Source organism: Xanthomonas sp. WHRI 7064, from assembly GCF_040202355.2.
Taxonomy (GTDB): Bacteria; Pseudomonadota; Gammaproteobacteria; order Xanthomonadales; family Xanthomonadaceae; genus Xanthomonas; species Xanthomonas arboricola.
The window spans coordinates 1,643,355-1,661,906 of the sequence record NZ_CP167821.1 but is presented as its reverse complement, the minus strand read 5'-3'; the positions used below and the strand labels follow the sequence as shown (position 1 = coordinate 1,661,906).

Here is an 18,552-nt window from a genome sequence, read left to right as displayed (position 1 = left end):
TCACCACTTTTTTTGGCGACATGACAGCAGGTAAATGGCTTACCGATTACATCGGCCACGAAGTCCGCAGGCATCAGCACGTGCTTGAAGCATTGCTTGCCGATCAGCAGTGGCAACGCTGGGAGCGTGGCGTCGCGTCCGGGGGCGGGACCGTGTGGCGACATGGATGTCGCCACCGAGCCTCCAGGGATGGATTCACGGCGTGTCCCGACACTGGATGCGGCGCCGCGCCGCCGACCGACTCCGCACACCGATCAATCTGTGCAGAACATCTTTCGTTTACGCGCGAATGCTTCGGTCTGCCGAGGGCGCTTGCACGCGTACCGGCGTGGGACACGCCGCAAGTACGTCCATGTAGGCTCTGGCGCGGCATCCATGCCGCTCAAGGTCCCACGCCGGCACCCGCGCAAGCACCACCGGTTGTTGTCGGTTGCTGAAAGAAAAGCAGAGGGCCTGCCGGACTGCAGGGGGCCAAACCGAACGGTGACAACCAGGTTCTTGACCTGGTTCGGCCTGGAGTTGGGCCGAACCAGGTCAGACATGCCGCGCTCGCTTACGGCTTCGACAGCGCGTGCAGCTGCTCCATGATCACCTTGGCCAGGGTCGCGTAATCGCCCTTGAAGTGGTGATCACCCGGCAGCGCGACCCGCTTGGCGGCCTGTGCCGACAGGCTTGGGCAGAGCGCGTCCTGGTCGTCCTGGCCGTAGATGCACACGGTGGTGCCGGCGGGCAGCCGCTGCACTTCCGGCGCGATCGGCAGGCCTTCGTCGTCCGAGCCCAGCCAGTTGCTGACATGGAATTCGTAATCGGCCAGCTTGCCCACCGACAACAGCGCGGTCATGCGCAGGTTCTGCTTGGTCTGCGCCGGCAACTTGTTGATTGCGGCAGGCAACACGTCCGCGCCCTGCGAGAAGCCGATCAGCACCACCCGCTGACGTTGCCAGCGCTGCGCATAGAAACGCGCGATGCGATCCAGATCGGTGGCAAAGCCCTGCGGTGTGCGCTCGGTCCAGAAGTAACGCAGCGAATCCAAGCCGACCACCGGGATGCCTTGCGCGGCCAACGCATCGGCCACCTCTTCGTCCAGACCCGCCCAGCCGCCGTCGCCGGAGACGAAGATCACGAAGGTGTCGTCGTCGCTGTCGCCATCGGGCTTGGCCGGCAGTTCCACCACCGGCAGATCTTCCAGCCCGCCCGGTGGCGGCGGCAGCGCCACGCCCTTCTGCTCGCCCAGCGAACGCGCCGCCGCGCGCAGGCCCGGCAGGATGTCGCCCTGCGCCGAACGCGTGAACGTGCGCGCCTGCGGTACCTGCTTGAGGAAGCCGTCTTCGGCCGCGGCCGGGCAACGCTTGTCCTGGCTGCCGGCAAGCACCCAGGGAATCTGCAATGGCACCGGCAGCAGCGTGTTGCTGCCCGGGCGCACGCCCGGCTGGCAGATCGCCTGGTCGGACACCGTCGCCGGGCAGAGCCCGTCGGTCAGCACGCCGGCCAGCACATGCGGCTTGGCTTGCGCCGCGATCGCATAGGCCAGCGCAGCCCCCTCGCCGTCGCCGACCAGCAGCGGCAGGCGGTAGGTGGGGATGTGGTAAAAGGCCTGCACGTAGCGCGAGAAATTTTCCACATCGCCGACCGAGAACGCGCAGGTACCGCCGGCCTTGCGCAGCACCGCATACAGATGCGCGGTATCGACCATCGCCACCATCGCGCCATCGGCGCGCAGGCTTTCCGCCTGGGTCTGGCGCTTGACGTTGTTGCCGGTGCCGGTCAGCCAGATCACCACGCGCTGCGGCTCGCCCTTGGGCATCAGCACCGGCACCTGCTCGAAGCGGCCGTGGCTCACTGGCTGCGTGGTCTGCGCAGCCGCCATGCCCGATAGCGTCAACACCGCCGCGCCGCAGAGCGCGCTCCACATCTCAAGTCGTCGCATGTCGCACCATCGGGAAAAGTGGTTCAAAGATAATCGTTCCAGGCGGCCACGCGAAGCGCAGCGCTTCGCTTATCGCGCATGTGCTCGCTGACGCGCTTCCCAGGCGGCCAAGGCCTGCCGGTAGCGCGCCAGGTCGTCCGCGTACAGATCGTGCACGCACAGCGGGCAACCGCTTTCGCAGCACTCGTTGGGCGCAGGCGGCTCGGGCGGCTGCGGGCGTGGATCGTGATCGGAAGCTGCGCGGTCGTGCATGCGCGCATTGTAGCGTGCGCCATGGCTGCGCCTGGATGAACCACGGCGCGCAGCGTGCCAGGTCAGCGCCCCAGTCGCCGGCGCAGATTGGCCCGCGCCGCAGCGTCGCAGCGCGCATGGAAGTAGTCGCTCAGGAAGATGCGCGGACGCTCGAGCAGGCCGGCCAGAAAGCGCCTGCGGTTGAGCCGGAACAACAGGCTGGGAACATGCCCACGGTACTCGGCGGCAATGCCCTCGTCATACGCATCGAACACCGCTGCCGGTGCGGCCAGAATCGCCATGTCGCAGTCCAGGAACAACGCCGCTTCGGCGTCCACGTCCGCCGGCTGCAGTTGTCCGTGGCGTGCGGTGAGCAGAATCAGGCGCTGCACGCGCTGCAGATCCACCGATGCCTGCGGCCACCAGCGCGGGATGCAGTCCACCGCCCAGTTGGCGGATTCCGCCTCGTTGTCGCTGCGTCCGGGCTGATACACCGCATCGTGAAACAGCACCGCCAGCCAGACCTCGACAGGCTGCTGCCAACCCGGCCCTGCGGCGACCTCGGCGTAGTGCTGCAGCAGCGCACGCACATGGCCGAAGTGGTGATAGGCACGCGGTGGCGTGGCATAGGCCTGTTCGAGCGCGGCCAGGTGCTCGGGCTGCAAGGGCAATGGTGTGGTGGTGGCATCCATGCACGCAGGCTACCGCGTACGCCTCTGCTTGCACATCAGCGCAGCGCCCACTGCCCTTCGATCTGGTAACGCGACTGGCCCAGGAAGCTGCGCACCAGCGCGAACTCGCGCACTGTCCACGCCAGCGCATCGCAGCGCCGTTGCGGCAATGACTGGTTGCAATACAGCAGCGTCATATGCGGCGTGTACTGCGCGTCGCCGGCAATGCCCGCATGCGCCAGCTGCCGGCCCAGCGCGCCCTGCAGTTCGTACAGCCCGCGCACCTTGTCTTCGCCACGCAACACGCATGGCAGCTGCGAGCGCCGTCCACCAAAGGTGCCAACCCGATCGAACTCCACCTCGAACGCATCCAGCATCACGCGCTCGGCTGCCTGACTGGCGCGGCTCACCAGCGAAGGCGGCAAGCCGCCCGCGTAATCGCCCAGATGATGCAAGGTCACATGCAAGCGCTCGCTCGCCAGCGGCTTGCCGTCGACATGAGCACTGTGCAGCAGCCCATCGGCGATCGCCGCGGCGCGTTGGGCAGTGGCCGCATCGGCCATCACCGCAAAGAACAGGCGTTCGGTGGTCTTCTCCTCACCAAGGCCGAGCGACAACTGCGCCTCGGCCGAAGACAGGTACAGGAACTGCTGTTTCATGGGCTGATTCCACGACCGCGTACGCGGACCTGCCGGAAGAAGGGCGGCGGATACTAGCAGACCAGCTGCATGCGTGGCACGCATCCAACATCAGTGCGAAAACGTGGAACGCATACAGTGCGTGGAACAACAACCGCGCAGCACTGACCAAGCGCGACACAAAAAGAAACGGGCAGCTTACGCTGCCCGTTTCCGCCTTTATCGGTTCACTCCGCAAGCTGCATCACCTGGATGCGCCTGGGTCACGCGCGCAGCTTATGCAGCGTTCTTCATCGCATGCTTGCGGTTACGCATCACGTCGTGACATGCGCGCACTTCTGGCAGCAGACGCAGTGCGGCGTCGCGTGCAGCGGCCGGGGTGTCCTGGTCGGCGATGGTTTCGTCGAATGCCTTCAGCAGACGGTCTTCGGACTCTTCCAGTTCGGCAACGTAGCCATACTTGGTATCGCCCAACGTGGCGCGCACCTCACCGTAGAACTGCTGCATGCTGCCGACCATGGTGCCGCTGGTTTCCGGCTTGCCACCGACCGATGCAACCACACTGCTCAGATTGCTGACGATGTCGGACTTCACGCCGGCGATGCGGCGGAACAGCGTTGCAAGTTCCGCATCACCCACCTTGGCGGCTGCTTCTTCGTAGAAGTCCTTGCCGTCACGGGAAATGGCGATGAGGTCGTTGAGGCTATGCTCGGTCTTGCTCTGAATGCTCATGTGTCGCTCCTGGTTGCGATGGCCCAGCGCTGCGCAAGTTGTGGATGCGTTTGCGCTGGCTTTCGGGGATGAGGCAATCGATGTGCTGATTGCATGCCTTGGCGTTGTGTACGGCTTTAGCTTGGCGGGATACACATAATCGACATGTGAGTGATGTGGTGATTGTCCTCACGCGATCATGCAGGCAATGAATGGCGATTCATCGATGCCAAGAGCAGGTCAAACCTACTTCGGCTGCCGGCTCGCCCACATATTGTCGACCAGGTTGGGATAGGGACGACCGGCCTCCTCGGCGCGCTGCTTGGCAGCGGCCTTTTGGCTTGCGGTCAGCGGCGTGGAGGCGGATTTACCCTTGGGTTTGCCGCGCTTCCAGGGCGGTGGCGTGTGTTCGGTCATGGCGCTGTACGGTCCGCTTGCAGTGGAGCACGCAGTCTCGACGTGCGCTCGTGAGTTGGTCGTGGATATGGCCTTGCGTCCGGTACGACCCAACATCGCAACCAGCACGTCATCTGCCAGCTTTGCCACTCATCACTCCAACTGCAACAGGCAGTGCAGGCCGGCAGCGCCTCAGCAGCTCGCCAGCGGCGCGCGTTGGCGGCGCTCCTGCCAGACCGCCAGCGCGTACACCAGCAAGCCGCCCAGCGCAGTGGCCGCGCCAACGTAGCCTGTCGAGGTCCAGCCCCACCCGGCCGTGATCGCCATACCGCCCAGCCACGGGCCCAGCGCATTGGCGGTATTGAACGCGGCATGGTTGGACGCCGCTGCCAGGGTCTGCGCCTCCGCGGCCACATCCATCAGACGCGTCTGCAGTGCAGGTGCCAGTGCGCCCATAGTGCCGACCGCCACGATGGACACGAAGACCCACAGGCCCGACTGCGCAGCCAACGGAAAGGTCAGCATCACCACCACCGACCACACCAGCAATACCGGCACCGCGCGGAACTGCATGCGGTCAAACAGCCAGCCGCCCAGGATGCTGCCGAGCACGCCGCCGACCCCGAACGCCACCATCGCCAGCGGGATCCGCGCCGGCGCCACGCCGGTCACCGCGGTCAGGGTGGGCGCCAGATAACTGAAGACGCAGAACATGCCGGAAAAACCCACCGCGCCGATCGCCAGGGCCAGCCATACCTGCGGCTGATTGAACGCGCGCAGCTCACGCAGCGGCTGTTGCCGCGGCTCGTCCGGCGCAGGCGGCAGGCGCGCCGCCACTGCCGCAACCGTGCACAGCGCAAGCACCGACACCGCCGCGTAGGCCCACCGCCAACTCACGATCTGACCCAGCCAGGTCGCCAACGGATTGCCGACCAGCAAGGCAATGCTCAGGCCCAGCAACACCCGGCCCACCGCAGTGGCGCGTTGGTTGGGCGGGCTGATCGACGCGGCCACCAGTGAAGCAACGCCGAAGTACGCGCCATGCGGCAAACCAGCGATGAAACGGCACAGCAACATCGTGTGATAGCTCGGCGCCAAGGCGCTGGCGAGATTGCCCAGCGCGTAGAACACCATCAGCAGCAGCAACAAGGTGCGCCGCGACCAGCGCGCGCCAATGATCGCAAGCAACGGCGCACCGACCACCACACCCAGCGCATAGGCGCTGATCACGTGGCCGACCTGCGGCTCGCTGATCTGCAGGCCCTGCGCAATCTGGGTCATCAGGCCCATGGTGGAGAATTCGCTGATGCCGATCGCAAAGCCGCCCATCGCCAACGCAAACAGGATCAGCACGTAATCGCGCCGTGACACGCGCGGCGTTGAAAGATCGGTATCGGACATGCCCGACTCCAGGATGACGGGGCAGCTTATTATTGTGCAACGCAGCAATCGACGAAAGCGCGGCGCCTGCTGCGATTCGGCGCCAGGCCCCGGCACGTCACAGTCTGGCCGCTTTCGACGCGCCAGGAGACGCTGTGTCCTATCGCTATCGCTCGAATCCGCTTTACGCCGCCACCATCGCTAGGGGGCACTCGCGATCGGCGCGGTGTCGCGCCTGGCGCGTGATCCACACCCAATTGGTTGCTGATGTCCAAATCCACTGAATCCCCGTTGTTATCCCCGGTGCGCCTGGGCGCGCTGGATCTTGCCAACCGCGTGATCATGGCGCCGCTGACGCGCAATCGCGCCGCCGCCGGGCAGGTGCCCTCGCCGCTCGCCGCCGAGTACTACGGCCAACGCGCCAGTGCCGGCCTGATCGTGGCCGAGGGCACGCAGATCAGCCCGCTGGGTCAGGGCTACCTGGATACGCCCGGCATCCACACCGCCGAGCAGGTCCAGGGCTGGCGTGCGGTCACCGATGAAGTGCATCGCCGTGGCGGCAAGATCGTGCTGCAGCTATGGCATGTGGGCCGCGTCTCGCACACCAGCGTGCTGCCGCCGGGCGAATCGCCGGTCGCGCCCAGCGCCATCCGCGCCGAGGGCAAGACCTACACCAAGGACGGCTTCCAGGACGTCTCCGAGCCGCGCGCGCTGGCGCTGGACGAAATCCCCGCCCTGATCGAGGACTACCGCATCGCTGCGCGCAACGCCATCGATGCCGGCTTCGACGGCGTGGAAGTGCATGCGGCCAATGGCTATCTGCTCGACCAGTTCCTGCGTGACGGCTCCAACCAGCGCACCGACGCGTACGGCGGCGACATCGAAAACCGCACCCGCCTGCTGACCGAAGTGGTGCAGGCGATCGCCGACGAGATCGGCGCCGAACGCACCGGTGTGCGGCTGTCGCCGGTCACGCCGGTGTACGGCATGCACGACTCCGATCCGCAGCCGCTGTTCGAACGTGCGGTGGAGCGTCTCAACCTGATCGGCGGGCTGGCCTTCGTGCACGTGATCGAAGGCGCAACTGGCGGTGCGCGTGACAACGTCGCCTTCGACTATGCCGCGCTGCGCGCAAAGTTCGACGGCGCCTGGATCGCCAACAACAGCTACGACAAGGCGCTGTCCGACCACGCCATCCACAGCGGTTACGCCGATGCGATCGCCTTCGGCCGGCCGTTCATCGCCAACCCGGATCTGGTGCGTCGCCTGCACGAGAACGCCCCGCTGGCCGAGCTCGACCAGGCCACCCTGTACGGCGGTGGTGCCAAGGGCTACACCGACTACCCCGCCCTGCCGAACTGAGCGCGGCTGCAAAACGCCTGCGCTCACCGCCAGGCAGGCGCGGCCGATGCCCGGAATCGGGATGTACCACGCGTACATTCCGGTTCCTGCGCGCCGTCCGCACCCACCTGACGACTGCCCGCTCCGTTTTGTCAGTTGCTCCAGGTCTCGCCGACACAGCGGCTGCGCTCGGCATCAAGCGAGCGCAGCCACCGTGCGGAGCGACCGGTCCGCACGCGCACGTTGGATCTGAGCACGTCGCCGGCCCGGTATTTCGTGCAGGCGCAATACGCATCCCTTGCCCGATCGCCTAGCGCTAGGCGGCGGCCATCGTGCATCTGCCAACTCAATCGTTAAACCGGCGCGCAAGGCCAAGCGCTTGTGCGTGCGTTCGCCCCAGGCTCGGCGAATACGCAAACGCGTACACAGCACGCTCCCCTCGCGACGCGGATGCCTTCGCAACGTAGCCATCCCGGTAGCAACCACATGACGCGTACACCCGGCCCCGCTAGGATCGTGCCGACACTGCTCTCTGGAATGCCGATGCGGCCCCTGCTCACTGCCATTGTTTTTTGCACGCTGCTGGTCTGCGGGCCAGCGCTTGCGGTGCCGTTCTGGGGCGCGCGCCAGTCCAGCCCTGCCGAAACGGCGCCGGCCGACCTCAAGCCGGGCGAATGGATCTGGGGCGGCGTCAGCAAGGGCTGGGGGCCGATGGCGGTGATTGTCAGCCTCACCGAGCAACGCGCGTATGCGTATCGCAACGGCATCCTGATCGGCGTGTCCACCATCAGCTCCGGCAAGCCCGGGCACGAGACACCGACCGGTGTGTTCACCATCCTGCAGAAGGACAAGGACCACCGCTCCAACCTCTACAACGCCGCGCCCATGCCGTATCAGCAACGCCTGACCTGGGACGGCGTGGCCCTGCACGCAGGCGGCCTGCCCGGTTATCCGGAATCGCATGGCTGCGTGCATCTACCGTCGGAATTCGCGCGGCTGCTGTTCGACAATTCCAACATGGGCATGGTGGTGGTGGTCGCGCAGGCCGGTGTGGACGCGGACGCGGTGGTGCATCCCCGCGCGCTCAGCCCGATCGACCCGGCCACCGGCGCGCAGCGGGCATTGCTGCCGCTGCCCAACGGCCAGAGCTTTGCATGGCAGCCGGAGCTGGCACCCACCGGCCCGATCTCGATGCTGGTCAGCAGCAGCGATCAGCAATTGGTGGTGTATCGCAACGGCGTGGAGATCGGACGCGCACAAGTGGCATTGCGCGCGCAGACCGGCGCCGCGCCGCTGGGCACGCAAGCGTTCATCGTCGGCCAGGGTTTTCTGCCTGGCGAAGTGCCCGGCTTGCCCGGTCAACGCATGCCCAACTGGATGCGCATCGGCATCCCAGGCAGCAGCGCAGCAGCAGGACAGGCCCTGGATGCCGACACCATCGCGCGGCTGCAGGTGCCGCCGGCCTTCCTGGCCGGCCTGCTGCCGCTGCTGACGCCTGGCGTGGTGCTGGTGGCCACCGACCAACGCATCCTTCCCGAAACCACCGGCGGAAAGCTGCAGGTGCTGGATTCGGACCCGCCCGAGGCGCCCTGAGCGCAGGCTGCGCCGCGTTATCGCGGCAGCAAAGTGAAAGGCGCGCGTAAGGTTGCGCGCGCACATGCGTGCAGCCCGGGATCGGCACGCACTCGTATGCGCTGGCGGTGCCGAGCGCTGGCCGCCCGCCCGGCGTTGTTGAGCGCGCGACCCGACACGCGTTGCTGCGATTGTCAGCGCGACCTGCTTGGCAGATGATGCGGACATCCCTCATTGCCAAGGATGTGCGTGATGCGTTTACTCACTGCGGTTCTGCTCGGCAGCACGCTATTCGGTTACGCGTCATCCACTGCAGCGGCCGAGCCGCTGCGCCCTGCCGCACCGAACGCCGAGTGCCTGGATGCGCGCAAGGTGACGGAGCTGCATCAAGCCGATCCGCGCACACTGGTAGTGGCCGAACAGGGCGGGCGGCTGTTCCGCATCAGTCTGGCGCAGGACTGCCCGCAACTGGCCGCACAAGCGGATGCGAGCCTGCTGGCGGCGCACGGCTGGGTCTGTAACGGTGCTCCGGCATACGTGCGCTCGGGCCAGCAGCACTGCGCGGTCAGCCATATCGCCACGCTGAGTGCGCGCGAATACGCAAGTGCGGCCAGGCAACGCGACAGCGGCATTCCGACCCTGGACGGGGTCAGCGTGCGCGAAGCGCGCCGGCGCAATTTCGCCGGCTCGTCCAGCTACTGCTTCAATCCCAGCATGCTGCGTTCGTGGTCGGAAGACGGCCAGGGCCTGGTGGTGGAAGTCTCGCCACGTCACCCCGGCACGCATCGCCACTACCGTGTCGAACTGATGGACAGCTGCCGCGAACTCAGCGGCGCACCGCCGATCCGCTTCGTCTCCGGCATGGGCCTGAATGCGATCTGCGGCAATCCCGGCGACAAGGTCGATGTGCTCGACGAAATGGCACTTGCCGGCGCGGCTGCCGGATCCGGCCAGCAGGGCGATCTGAGCACCACGCGTGGCGGCCTGGCCGCGCGGATGCGCCAGAGTTGCACGGTGGCGGCGGTGTATCCGCGCGATTGAGCATGCCGCAACGCTGGAGCGCGCTTGCGCGCGATGAAGCGTTATCGAACATGCCTCATCGCGCGCAAGCACGCTCCTACACACGCTGCAGGCGGTATTGCTGCCTCCGCAACAGCCTCAGGCCTTGCGCAGGAAACAGGTCTTCAGCACCAGGCCCTTGATCTTTTCCGAATTGCCTTCGATGTGCTCGGCATCGTCCTCGACCAGGCGGATGTTGCGGATCAGCGTGCCCTGCTTGAGCGGAATCGACGAGCCCTTGACCTTCAGGTCCTTGATCACCGTCACCGTGTCGCCGGCCTGCAGCAGGTTGCCGTTGCTGTCGCGCACCACCGTCGCAGCCGCGGCGGATTCGCCCACACTCCATTCGAAGCCGCAGTCTGCGCAAATCAGCATCGCGTCATCGGCATAGGTATTGTCCAGGCCACATTGCGGGCAGGCGGGAACGGAAGACATGCGATTCCTAGGTTCAAAACGGGCGTGGATTGTAGCGCCCCGGCCGCGCGATCACGTCTCCGGCACGGCGCCGGCGCGATAGTGCAGCGCTTGTCGAATGCCCTGCAGGTCGCACGTGCCCAACCCATCGGTTCCCCAAGCCCCCGGCGCTGCGCCAGGATCCACCGCGCCTACGGCTGGCGAACCGGGCGCGGCAAAGAAAACCGGCTCGCATCTGGTCGTCTATGTCGCGCTGGCCGGCAACCTTGCCATCGCGATCGCAAAATTCATCGCCGCAGGGATTTCGGGCAGCTCGGCGATGCTCAGCGAAGGCGTGCACTCGCTGGTGGACACCGTCAACGAAGTGTTGCTGCTGTACGGCCTGCGCCGCGCCGCGCAGGCCCCCTCGCCGACCCATCCGTTCGGCTACGGGCGTGAGCTGTACTTCTGGAGTTTCATCGTCGCGCTGCTGGTCTTCGCGATGGGCGCAGGCGTGTCGCTGTACGAGGGCATCGTGCATCTGCGCAATCCCGAGCCGGCCAAGAGCCATCTGCTCGCCTACATCGTGCTCGGTGTATCGATCGTGTTCGAAGGCATTTCCTGGGTGGTGGCGCTGCGCGAATTCCGCGCCAAGAAGGGCCGCATGGGCTATTTCCAGGCATTCCGGCAGAGCAAGGATCCCAGCACGTTCACCGTGCTGCTCGAAGACAGCGCCGCCTTGATCGGTTTGTTCATGGCGGTGCTTGGCCTGGCCGGCGCACAGCTGCTGGACATGCCCGAACTCGATGGCATCGCCTCGATCGGCATCGCCTGTGTGCTGGCCTTCACCGCATTCCTGTTGGCGCGCGAAACCAAGGGCCTGCTGATCGGCGAGCCCGCGCACGCGCACGTCACCGAATCGCTGCTGCGCATTGCCGCCAGCGATCCGGATGTGCGTGCCGCCAACGGCGTACTGACCATGCAGATGGGCCCGAACCAGGTGGTCGCCGCGTTGAGCGCCGAGTTCGAAGACAGCCGCACCACGCCACAGATCGAAGCCTGCGTCGGGCGCATCGAAGCGGCCGCCAAGCGTCAGCATCCCGAGCTCACCGCGCTGTTCATCAAGCCGCAGACGCCGGAAACCTGGCACGCGCGCCGCGCCCAGATCGAACGTGGCGCCGAGAAGGATTAGCGCACGGCAGGCCGTGGAATGCGTGCATCGCCACGCGGCCAAACGCCGCAGGTGACGCGCATCAATCGGCTCACCTTCGAGTAAAGACGCATCGCGCAGGAAGCAGTTGCATCGCAGCGGTGACATCGTCACCACCAAGCTGATCCTCGCCCTAACCGCAGCCCCAGCTGCGGTTGCATCATCCGGGTCGATTGCCTACGGTAGGCGGGCACCACCTCTTGGCGTCGTGAGTCAGCCGACGCATCCCACTCGATCACAAGTCATGGAGGTTTCCGATGGAAATCAGCCAGGGTCGCGTTGCGACCATTCATTACACCCTTTCCGACGACAGCGGCCAGGTCCTGGACCGTTCGACGCCGGACACGCCATTGAGCTACCTGCACGGCGCCGGCAACATCGTGCCCGGCCTGGAACAGGCGCTGGACGGCAAGCGCGTCGGCGAGACGCTCACCGCCGATGTCGTGCCCGAACAGGGCTATGGCCCGCGCCATGAGCAGTTGATCCAGCAGGTGCCGCGCGAGGCGTTCCCGACCGATGTCGAGGTCGTGCCGGGTGTGCAGTTCGAGGCGCGCACCCAGCAGGGCCCGGTGCTGGTCACCGTCACCGAGGTAGGCCCGGAGCAGGTCACCGTCGACGGCAACCATCCGCTGGCCGGGCAGACCCTGCATTTCGCGGTCGAAGTCATCGAGGTGCGCGAAGCCACCACCGAAGAACTGAACGAAGGCCAGGTCGCCAGCGTCGCGGCCTGATCGGGTGTGCCGCGCGCCTGTGGGCATGCGGCAGTTCGGCTGCTGCGACGTCCGAACGCAGCGCGACGGGCGTCGCCGGCAGCAGAAGTAGTAAAGTGCGCGGCCCGCTCACAGGCCCGCTTGCATGAAACTCGGCATCGACTTCGGTACCAGCAACTCCGCCGCCGCGGCGATCGTCGATGGCCAGGTGGTCCCGGTGCGCTTCGGCGAGGCCTTGCAGTTCCGCACCACGGTGTATTTCCCCGAGACCATGCGCGACCCGGACGATTTCAGCCTGACCCCGGCGCTGGAATACGAGGTCGAACGGCTGATCGACTCTGGCCGTCGCGACGCCGCCGCGGCCGGCCGCACGTCCAGCAACGACAGCCTGCGCCGCGATGCGATCCGCATCGTGCGCCGCCAATGGATGGAAGAGCAGGTGCGCGAGCCGCGCAGCTCCGCCGCCCTGCTGCAGAACGCGGTCTACGGCGACGACGCGCTGGATGCGTATTTCCTGGAAGGCGAAGGCAGCCTGGTGCAGAGCCCCAAATCGATGCTGGGCTACAACCTGCACCCGCGCGCGCGCCAGACTATCACCGGCATCGCCACGCACGTGCTGGAACACATCCGGCTCACCGCCTCGCGCCAGTTCGACATCAATATCCGCAGCGCCACGCTGGGCCGTCCGGTGCAGTTCCGCAGCTCCATCGGCGAGGCCGGCAACGCGCAAGCGCTGGAGATTCTGCAGACCGCCGCCATCGCGGCCGGCTTCGACAGCGTGGATTTCCTCGAAGAACCCGCAGCGGCCGCAATGCATTACCACGTCAGCCACGACAGCCGTCACGACACCGTGGTGGTGGACATCGGCGGTGGCACCACCGACATCGCCCATGCCAGCGTCGGCGGCAGCGCCGCGCCGCAGGTGCACCGCGCCTGGGGCATCGCGCGCGGCGGTACCGATATCGATCTGGCGCTGAGTCTGGCCGCCTACATGCCGCTGTTCGGCCGCGGCATCACCCGCGTGCCCACCCACCATTACGTGGAAGCGGCGATGGTGCAGGACATGACCCGCCAGCGCGAATTCCGCCTGCACAAGTACCAGGACGTCCCTGCCCCGTTCGACAAGCGCCTGCAGGCGCTGCAGGACACCGGCAACACCGCGCGCCTGTACCGCGGCGTGGAAGCCTGCAAGATCGCGCTCAGCGAGCGCGACCAGCACCAGGCCGGGCTGGACTTTATCGAACGCGGGCTGGAGGTGGAGGTGCAGGCCAGTGCGCTGGTTGCGTCCGCTTCCAGCTACCTGGGCGAACTGGAAGGCTTGCTTGCGCAGGTCCGTGCCGACCTGGATGCGCCGCCGGCCACGCTGTTCCTGACCGGCGGCATGTCGCGTGCCGGCTATATCCGCGACACGGTGGCAGCCGCGTTCCCGGAATCGCGCCTGGTGCAGGGCGATCCGTCCTTCGGCGTGGTGCAGGGCCTGGCCTGGGCGGCGGCACGCCAGGCCCGTCTGTCGGACGGTTAAGGCAACGCGGGCGCCCATCCGTTACAATGCACGGTTGCTGCACACCGCTTAGCCGGCTTGTCAGCAAGGCACGCTTGCCGTGCCGCCGCGATTGCGCACCGAACGCGATCGCACCTCTCGACACCGCTTCCGCGCGCGCCACCCTAGCCGCACGCGGTGTCATCGCACTTCCCCGCTACAGGAGGCCACATGGCACGTCCCGCGACCAAGCAGAAATCCCAGCCCAGCATCGCTCGCAGCGAAGGCAAGTCGCAGCCGCTCAGTCGTGAGCGTATCGCTGCCGACATCGCCGCGTTCCGCAAGACCGGCGGCCGGATCGAAGTGCTCACCACCAACTTCGGCCCTGCGCGCAACGACGGCGACAAGATCGCCTAAGCGTCACCCGCAAACCGAAGCGTTGTACCGACGTGCCACCGCAAGGTGGCACGTTCGTTTCAGGCCACAGTTGGCGCAGCCGCTCAGTTACCGTAATCGATGCGCACCGAGCCGGAATGCGACTCGAGTTTGATGTCGCCATTGCCCGCCCCCAGCCGGGTTCTCAGGCTTTTGCCCGGGCCGTACTCCGGCCGCTCCACCTGCCCGGCCACCGAATGGATGTCGCCGCTGAACACCTCCACCTGCAGCGCTGCCGACACGTTGCGCGGCACGCCCAGGCTGATCGTGCCACTGACGCTCTCTGCAGCGATGCTGCCGCCCGGCGCCAGACCGGTCACCGTTAGCGCCGTTGCGCCGGACACGCTCTCGGCGCGCAGCTGCGACACCTGCCCCGCGCCGACCCGGATCTGGCCGGAGACGGACTCGACCGACACTACGCCGCTGGCGCCGGCCGGCGCATCGATCTGCCCGCTGACCGTGCCCAGGCTCAGCCGTGCGCTGGCCACCGTGCTGCGCAGCGCGCCGCTGACGGTTTCCAGTTGCGCTTCCCTGGCGCGTCCGGCTGCGACCACGTTGCCGCTGACCGACTTGAGCTGCAAACGCGCCAGATCGACCTGATCGACATCCACCGAGGCACTCACCGCCTCCACCTCCAGCAGCGCCGCGCGCGGAACCCGCAGCTCCAGTTGAGCCCCCCTGCTGTTGCGGTTGTTACGCGGGTAGATCACCTCGAACTGCAGCCGGTCCGGACTTTCATCCACCTCCAGGCGTTGCCCTTCGCCCAGGGTACCGGTCAGCGCCACGTCGTCGCGGTCCCAGCCGCGCACGCGGATCTGCCCGGCGATGTTGTCCAGCTCCACGCGCCCGCCGCGCGTCAGCGGATGGCTCTGCTTCACGGTGGTCTGCGCTGCCGCCGGCAGTGCGCAAAACGCAATCAGCAACAACACGGATAGATGGGCGTAACGCATGGGCATGCTCCTCAGCTTGGAAAGGACGTCTCGCCCTGCGCGGCAAGACGGGTCAGTTGCAGGCGCTTGGCATAGGTGCGTTGCAGCTGCGACAACAGGAATGCAGAGCGCGGACTCTGCGCGATGGCGTGGTGGATGGCCTGCGCACTCTGGTCCAGCTCGGCCAGCGCCGGGCGCAGATCGGCCGGCACCTGCTGCACCGGCACTGCGTCGATGGCCTGCTGGTACTGCCCGGCCATTGCCTGTGCCTGCGCCACCAAGCCAGGGCGTGACGACGCTGGCGCTGGCGGCTGGGTCGAGCGATCGAGCCCTGGCACGATCGCCACCACCGCCAGCGCAGCAGCAAGCGCCACACCGAACGCAGGCCAGGTCCAGGCACGCTGGCGGCGCGGCTGCAGGGCAACCACGTTGGTGTGCGGCGTCAGTGCGGGCGCAATGCGCTCCCAGAGCTGCGCCGGTGGCTGACGTTGCTGCGGCAACGCACGCAGACGCGCGGACAACGCGGCGTCATCGGTTGCGTGCGGATCAAGCGGATCGTGGTTCATGCGATATCTCCCAGCCGCACGCGCAGCAGGCCGCGCGCGCGATGCAGTTGCGCCTTGGAACTGCCGACCGCCATCTGCAGTTCGTCGGCAATTTCCTGATGTTTCCAGCCTTCGATGTCGTGCAACACCAGTACTGCGCGTGCGCGCGGCGGCAGCGTCTCCAGCGCGCGCTCCAGATCCATCTGGGTGGCCTGGCAGGCTGCGGCACCTGGAATGGCAGCAAGGATCTCGCCATCGACATCGTCCACCATCTGATCGCCCGCAACCGAGCGCGCCCGCAGCTCCATCAGGGCCGTATTGACGGCCAGCCGATGCAGCCAGGTGCCCAGCGCGCTCTGGAAGCGGAATTGCGGCAAGGCCTTCCATGCGGCAATGAAGGTTTCCTGCAGCACATCGTCGGCACGCGCCGCATTGCCGCCGCATAGCCGCCACACCACCCCATACAGGCGCGGCGCATGACGGCGGTAGATGGCCTCGTAGGCGGTGCGATCGCCGCCTGCGGCGGAACGCGCCAGCGCCGCGTCGTCGCGTCCGGCCGGACCGTCACAAGCTGAGGCATCGATGGGCATGGAGGTGTCGAGCATATCCACTTCGATGCGCCGGGCAGCGCAAAGGTTTAAACCGCGCCCAGGTATTTTTTCGAGCACGGTTCCAGGAGCGGCCGACAAGCCTACTGCGCCGCCGCCCGGCGGGCCTTGCCGGTGCGGAATCGACATAGACCACTCGTACACCCCGGTTCCGAGCGTGCCGTCTGCATCCGCCTGACGACTGCTCGCTCCATTTTTAGCCGCTCTAAACCTTTTCGCCGGCCGCCGCATCCAAGCCTGCGATGGCGCAATCCTGCGCCGCATCGTTTGCCGGGAGCACGGCCGTTGTCCGCTCCAGGCGCAGGCCCCCTGATCGGACGTCGCCATGCCGCATGTTCTCGGAATTCTGCTGAGCCTGTGCTCCACCCAGTGCCCGGCCCCGCTGCCGATGGATGCAGTGCAGCTCACGCTGACGCCTGCGCGCCTGCAGGCCTGCCTGCTGCACCTGCCGTCGACGCGGCTGTCATGCGTCAAGCTGAACTCACCGGCGCACTGGTTGCCGGTGCGCCGCGCCGAGCAGCTGTGGCGGCGCGTTGTCGCGTTGTCCGCGCATGGCCGCAGTTCTATGCGTTGACCGGTTGCAGCGTCATCGTGAATTTCGGTCGCTGCTGTATCGCCGTGTTGGCCTCCATCGATGCGCATGGCACCGAGCGCCCCGGCCACGCACAGCTGTGATACCGCAATCCGTCGCAGCACCCTTGAATCAATCTCGCTACCGCCACCGCTGAGCGCGCGTTCACCCCGCGCACCGGCTGCGCAATGACGCCCCCGTTACAATGGGCGGTCTCTGTGAACCTGCACGATCCGATGTCCGCGTCCGACGCTTTGCCCACCATGATCCGTAGCCTGCTGCCGCACTGGAATCCGCAGTGGCTGACCGTGGCAGTGCTGACGGTCCAGATCGTGCTGATCCTCACCGTTGCCGCGCTGGTTCGGTTACTGCTGCGGCAAGTGCTGCGCCGCCTGTGTACGCGCTACAGCCTGCCGGCGGAAATGATGATCGGCATCCGTCGCGTGGGCAGCTTCGTCATTTCCGTCACTGCGGTGCTGACGGTACTGAACGTGCTGGGTGTCTCCAGCGGCACCTTGTGGACCGCGTTCACCGGATTCGCGGCAGTCGGTGCCGTGGCGTTCTTCGCGGCATGGAGCGTGCTGTCCAATATCTTCTGCACCTTCCTGATCATCACCACGCGCCCGTTCCGTCTGCACGACCACATCGAACTGCTGGAAGGCGGCGACAAGCCCGGCCTGAAGGGCCGGGTGATCGACATCAACGTGATTTACACGACCCTGGAAGAAACCGGCGACCACGCCGGCAGCGTGCTGCAGGTTCCCAACAGCCTGTTCTTCCAGCGCACCACGCGCCGTTGGCGCGAGACCAGCCACTTCAACGCCAACTGAGGGCGTCTGACAAGAGGTAGTGAGCCGTTATCGGGTGACTCGGTCAGCGCGTCGCAAGGACATGGCATACGAATGTCGCATGTAAGCCCGAGCGATGGCCGCAGCCGCCTGGCGGCAAGCGCAGTCGTTTGCCGGTTGCCCTGAAGCCGCATGGCAATCAACGCAGCTGGCTGTCCTTGCTGCCACGACGGTTGTAGCCGCCTTGCGCCGCCTGCTCCTGGTCGTGCGCCTGCTGACAGTTCACGCACAGGTGCACGCCCGGCACTGCCTTGCGGCGCGCCTCGGGGATGGGCGCATCGCACTCCTCGCAGTGAGTCAGGCTCGGGCCCTGATGCAGTTGGCTCCGCGCGCGCTTGATCGCGTCCTCGACGGTCGCATCGATCTGGTCCTGCACCGCCCCATCACCTGCCCATCCGGTCGCCATGTTCGCCTCGGCTTGTCTGCTCAGAACTCAAATATGGGCATGCGCCCAGGCAAATCCAAGCCGGACGTGCACAGCGCGCTCAAATCAGGTGCTTTAGCATCCGCCCATTCGCACTCTTCGAGGAAGTCGCAATGGAACAACACGTCCACCCGTTCTCCGAATTATTCGCCCAGTTGGGCCTGCCGTCGGATGAGGTCAGCATCCGCAGCTTCATCGACGAACACTCTCCGCTGCCGGGCGACATGCGCCTGGAGGAAGCGCCCTTCTGGACACCGGCGCAGGCGCAGCTGCTGCGTGAAGAGCGCCTCGACGATGCCGACTGGATCGTGACCATCGATCAACTCAATATCGCCTTGCACACCACTGCCGACGACACCGGCGTCTGATCCGCGCAAGAACGCAGCGAGTGTCCTGCGCTAGACCTCGCTCGCGGCCGGCTTGTCGTTTTGTTGGTTGATTAGCTTGCAGGAATAAAAAAAGGAGCGGCCGCT

22 protein-coding genes and 2 other RNA genes are annotated in these 18,552 nt (G+C 66.4%); 12 read left to right on the top strand and 12 right to left on the bottom strand.

Annotated elements, in window-relative coordinates; translation table 11 throughout:
• Nucleotides 1-553: 553 nt before the first annotated feature.
• The 7 genes from ABQY74_RS07170 to ABQY74_RS07140 all read right to left on the bottom strand — a co-directional run bounded on the left by ABQY74_RS07170 (nt 554) and on the right by ABQY74_RS07140 (nt 5,975).
• Complete coding sequence (locus ABQY74_RS07170; protein ID WP_026064579.1) at nt 554-1,927, bottom strand: virulence factor; 1,374 nt, start codon at nt 1,925-1,927, stop codon at nt 554-556.
• 69 nt (nt 1,928-1,996) lie between these two features.
• Nucleotides 1,997-2,179, bottom strand: a complete 183-nt coding sequence (locus ABQY74_RS07165) for an oxidoreductase-like domain-containing protein (RefSeq protein WP_065049694.1) — start codon at nt 2,177-2,179, stop codon at nt 1,997-1,999.
• 62 nt (nt 2,180-2,241) lie between these two features.
• A complete protein-coding gene (locus ABQY74_RS07160) occupies nt 2,242-2,850 on the bottom strand; it encodes a hypothetical protein (protein ID WP_024937993.1) in 609 nt (202 codons plus the stop codon).
• 35 nt (nt 2,851-2,885) lie between these two features.
• Nucleotides 2,886-3,488 (bottom strand): 2'-5' RNA ligase family protein, encoded by a 603-nt coding sequence (locus ABQY74_RS07155; protein ID WP_349793871.1) that lies wholly within the window; start codon nt 3,486-3,488, stop codon nt 2,886-2,888.
• Nucleotides 3,489-3,743: 255 nt separating this feature from the next.
• Complete coding sequence (locus ABQY74_RS07150) at nt 3,744-4,199, bottom strand: PA2169 family four-helix-bundle protein (protein ID WP_349793872.1); 456 nt, start codon at nt 4,197-4,199, stop codon at nt 3,744-3,746.
• A gap of 225 nt (nt 4,200-4,424) precedes the next feature.
• The gene (locus ABQY74_RS07145; RefSeq protein ID WP_349793990.1) at nt 4,425-4,724 is read right to left on the bottom strand and encodes a hypothetical protein; all 300 of its coding nucleotides are present in this window, start codon (nt 4,722-4,724) and stop codon (nt 4,425-4,427) included.
• Between the two features lie 42 nt (nt 4,725-4,766).
• A complete protein-coding gene (locus ABQY74_RS07140) occupies nt 4,767-5,975 on the bottom strand; it encodes an MFS transporter (RefSeq protein WP_349793873.1) in 1,209 nt (402 codons plus the stop codon).
• A 246-nt stretch (nt 5,976-6,221) separates the two neighbouring features.
• Between ABQY74_RS07140 and ABQY74_RS07135 the strand changes: the two genes are divergently transcribed.
• The 4 genes from ABQY74_RS07135 (at nt 6,222) to ABQY74_RS07120 (ending at nt 9,908) form a co-directional block, all read left to right on the top strand.
• Entirely contained in the window at nt 6,222-7,316 is a 1,095-nt protein-coding gene (locus ABQY74_RS07135; protein WP_349793874.1) for an alkene reductase, read from the top strand.
• 61 nt (nt 7,317-7,377) lie between these two features.
• A non-coding RNA gene (locus ABQY74_RS07130) (sX9 sRNA) lies at nt 7,378-7,453 on the top strand.
• 379 nt (nt 7,454-7,832) lie between these two features.
• Nucleotides 7,833-8,888 (top strand): L,D-transpeptidase, encoded by a 1,056-nt coding sequence (locus ABQY74_RS07125; RefSeq protein ID WP_065049704.1) that lies wholly within the window; start codon nt 7,833-7,835, stop codon nt 8,886-8,888.
• Nucleotides 8,889-9,119: 231 nt separating this feature from the next.
• Nucleotides 9,120-9,908 carry a hypothetical protein gene (locus ABQY74_RS07120; RefSeq protein WP_349793875.1) on the top strand — a complete coding sequence of 263 codons (789 nt, stop codon included), beginning with the start codon at nt 9,120-9,122 and terminating at the stop codon, nt 9,906-9,908.
• 117 nt (nt 9,909-10,025) lie between these two features.
• On the opposite strand, the gene ABQY74_RS07115 is transcribed toward ABQY74_RS07120, so the two are convergent.
• Nucleotides 10,026-10,361 carry a zinc ribbon domain-containing protein YjdM gene (locus tag ABQY74_RS07115; protein ID WP_349793876.1) on the bottom strand — a complete coding sequence of 112 codons (336 nt, stop codon included), beginning with the start codon at nt 10,359-10,361 and terminating at the stop codon, nt 10,026-10,028.
• Nucleotides 10,362-10,476: 115 nt separating this feature from the next.
• On the opposite strand from ABQY74_RS07115, the gene ABQY74_RS07110 reads away from it, so the two are divergent.
• The 4 genes from ABQY74_RS07110 (at nt 10,477) to ABQY74_RS07095 (ending at nt 14,136) form a co-directional block, all read left to right on the top strand.
• Nucleotides 10,477-11,511: a cation diffusion facilitator family transporter gene (locus ABQY74_RS07110; protein WP_238150298.1), complete on the top strand. Its 1,035-nt coding sequence runs from the start codon at nt 10,477-10,479 to the stop codon at nt 11,509-11,511.
• A 275-nt stretch (nt 11,512-11,786) separates the two neighbouring features.
• Nucleotides 11,787-12,260 (top strand): peptidylprolyl isomerase, encoded by a 474-nt coding sequence (locus ABQY74_RS07105; protein ID WP_104555771.1) that lies wholly within the window; start codon nt 11,787-11,789, stop codon nt 12,258-12,260.
• Between the two features lie 124 nt (nt 12,261-12,384).
• The gene (locus ABQY74_RS07100) at nt 12,385-13,761 is read left to right on the top strand and encodes an Hsp70 family protein (RefSeq protein WP_104624288.1); all 1,377 of its coding nucleotides are present in this window, start codon (nt 12,385-12,387) and stop codon (nt 13,759-13,761) included.
• Nucleotides 13,762-13,950: 189 nt separating this feature from the next.
• A complete protein-coding gene (locus ABQY74_RS07095; RefSeq protein ID WP_010366034.1) occupies nt 13,951-14,136 on the top strand; it encodes a hypothetical protein in 186 nt (61 codons plus the stop codon).
• Nucleotides 14,137-14,219: 83 nt separating this feature from the next.
• On the opposite strand, the gene ABQY74_RS07090 is transcribed toward ABQY74_RS07095, so the two are convergent.
• From ABQY74_RS07090 to ABQY74_RS07080, 3 genes are read right to left on the bottom strand one after another with little or no spacing between them, the layout of a single operon-like run.
• Entirely contained in the window at nt 14,220-15,104 is an 885-nt protein-coding gene (locus ABQY74_RS07090; RefSeq protein ID WP_349782100.1) for a DUF4097 family beta strand repeat-containing protein, read from the bottom strand.
• Between the two features lie 11 nt (nt 15,105-15,115).
• Nucleotides 15,116-15,649, bottom strand: coding sequence for a hypothetical protein (locus tag ABQY74_RS07085; RefSeq protein WP_053045281.1), 534 nt, complete (start codon nt 15,647-15,649; stop codon nt 15,116-15,118).
• Nucleotides 15,646-16,233: a sigma-70 family RNA polymerase sigma factor gene (locus ABQY74_RS07080; protein ID WP_349793877.1), complete on the bottom strand. Its 588-nt coding sequence runs from the start codon at nt 16,231-16,233 to the stop codon at nt 15,646-15,648. Before ABQY74_RS07080 ends, ABQY74_RS07085 begins: the two co-directional genes overlap by 4 nt.
• A gap of 130 nt (nt 16,234-16,363) precedes the next feature.
• Between ABQY74_RS07080 and ABQY74_RS07075 the strand changes: the two genes are divergently transcribed.
• The 3 genes from ABQY74_RS07075 to ABQY74_RS07065 all read left to right on the top strand — a co-directional run bounded on the left by ABQY74_RS07075 (nt 16,364) and on the right by ABQY74_RS07065 (nt 17,637).
• Nucleotides 16,364-16,438, top strand: a non-coding RNA gene (locus ABQY74_RS07075) — sX9 sRNA.
• 123 nt (nt 16,439-16,561) lie between these two features.
• Nucleotides 16,562-16,810 (top strand): hypothetical protein, encoded by a 249-nt coding sequence (locus ABQY74_RS07070; RefSeq protein WP_349793878.1) that lies wholly within the window; start codon nt 16,562-16,564, stop codon nt 16,808-16,810.
• Nucleotides 16,811-17,043: 233 nt separating this feature from the next.
• Nucleotides 17,044-17,637 (top strand): mechanosensitive ion channel family protein, encoded by a 594-nt coding sequence (locus ABQY74_RS07065; RefSeq protein ID WP_039530084.1) that lies wholly within the window; start codon nt 17,044-17,046, stop codon nt 17,635-17,637.
• 157 nt (nt 17,638-17,794) lie between these two features.
• Here the strand turns inward: ABQY74_RS07065 and ABQY74_RS07060 are convergent, their stop codons facing one another.
• The gene (locus ABQY74_RS07060) at nt 17,795-18,061 is read right to left on the bottom strand and encodes a DksA/TraR family C4-type zinc finger protein (protein ID WP_024938007.1); all 267 of its coding nucleotides are present in this window, start codon (nt 18,059-18,061) and stop codon (nt 17,795-17,797) included.
• 131 nt (nt 18,062-18,192) lie between these two features.
• Here ABQY74_RS07060 and ABQY74_RS07055 point away from each other — a divergent pair, with 131 nt between their 5' ends.
• Complete coding sequence (locus tag ABQY74_RS07055) at nt 18,193-18,447, top strand: DUF2789 domain-containing protein (RefSeq protein WP_016904102.1); 255 nt, start codon at nt 18,193-18,195, stop codon at nt 18,445-18,447.
• Nucleotides 18,448-18,552: the final 105 nt, after the last annotated feature.

Excerpts from the sequence above, each read along its gene's own strand:
- ABQY74_RS07170 (WP_026064579.1), bottom strand. The coding sequence starts at position 1,927 with ATGCGACGACTTGAGATGTGGAGCGCGCTCTGCGGCGCGGCGGTGTTG.
- ABQY74_RS07080 (WP_349793877.1), bottom strand. The coding sequence starts at position 16,233 with ATGCTCGACACCTCCATGCCCATCGATGCCTCAGCTTGTGACGGTCCG.
- ABQY74_RS07160 (WP_024937993.1), bottom strand. The coding sequence starts at position 2,850 with ATGGATGCCACCACCACACCATTGCCCTTGCAGCCCGAGCACCTGGCC.
- ABQY74_RS07120 (WP_349793875.1), top strand. The coding sequence starts at position 9,120 with ATGCGTTTACTCACTGCGGTTCTGCTCGGCAGCACGCTATTCGGTTAC.
- ABQY74_RS07090 (WP_349782100.1), bottom strand. The coding sequence starts at position 15,104 with ATGCGTTACGCCCATCTATCCGTGTTGTTGCTGATTGCGTTTTGCGCA.
- ABQY74_RS07085 (WP_053045281.1), bottom strand. The coding sequence starts at position 15,649 with ATGAACCACGATCCGCTTGATCCGCACGCAACCGATGACGCCGCGTTG.
- ABQY74_RS07155 (WP_349793871.1), bottom strand. The coding sequence starts at position 3,488 with ATGAAACAGCAGTTCCTGTACCTGTCTTCGGCCGAGGCGCAGTTGTCG.
- ABQY74_RS07150 (WP_349793872.1), bottom strand. The coding sequence starts at position 4,199 with ATGAGCATTCAGAGCAAGACCGAGCATAGCCTCAACGACCTCATCGCC.
- ABQY74_RS07060 (WP_024938007.1), bottom strand. The coding sequence starts at position 18,061 with ATGGCGACCGGATGGGCAGGTGATGGGGCGGTGCAGGACCAGATCGAT.
- ABQY74_RS07105 (WP_104555771.1), top strand. The coding sequence starts at position 11,787 with ATGGAAATCAGCCAGGGTCGCGTTGCGACCATTCATTACACCCTTTCC.
- ABQY74_RS07055 (WP_016904102.1), top strand. The coding sequence starts at position 18,193 with ATGGAACAACACGTCCACCCGTTCTCCGAATTATTCGCCCAGTTGGGC.
- ABQY74_RS07135 (WP_349793874.1), top strand. The coding sequence starts at position 6,222 with ATGTCCAAATCCACTGAATCCCCGTTGTTATCCCCGGTGCGCCTGGGC.
- ABQY74_RS07095 (WP_010366034.1), top strand. The coding sequence starts at position 13,951 with ATGGCACGTCCCGCGACCAAGCAGAAATCCCAGCCCAGCATCGCTCGC.
- ABQY74_RS07125 (WP_065049704.1), top strand. The coding sequence starts at position 7,833 with ATGCCGATGCGGCCCCTGCTCACTGCCATTGTTTTTTGCACGCTGCTG.
- ABQY74_RS07140 (WP_349793873.1), bottom strand. The coding sequence starts at position 5,975 with ATGTCCGATACCGATCTTTCAACGCCGCGCGTGTCACGGCGCGATTAC.
- ABQY74_RS07100 (WP_104624288.1), top strand. The coding sequence starts at position 12,385 with ATGAAACTCGGCATCGACTTCGGTACCAGCAACTCCGCCGCCGCGGCG.
- ABQY74_RS07165 (WP_065049694.1), bottom strand. The coding sequence starts at position 2,179 with ATGCACGACCGCGCAGCTTCCGATCACGATCCACGCCCGCAGCCGCCC.
- ABQY74_RS07065 (WP_039530084.1), top strand. The coding sequence starts at position 17,044 with ATGTCCGCGTCCGACGCTTTGCCCACCATGATCCGTAGCCTGCTGCCG.
- ABQY74_RS07070 (WP_349793878.1), top strand. The coding sequence starts at position 16,562 with ATGCCGCATGTTCTCGGAATTCTGCTGAGCCTGTGCTCCACCCAGTGC.
- ABQY74_RS07115 (WP_349793876.1), bottom strand. The coding sequence starts at position 10,361 with ATGTCTTCCGTTCCCGCCTGCCCGCAATGTGGCCTGGACAATACCTAT.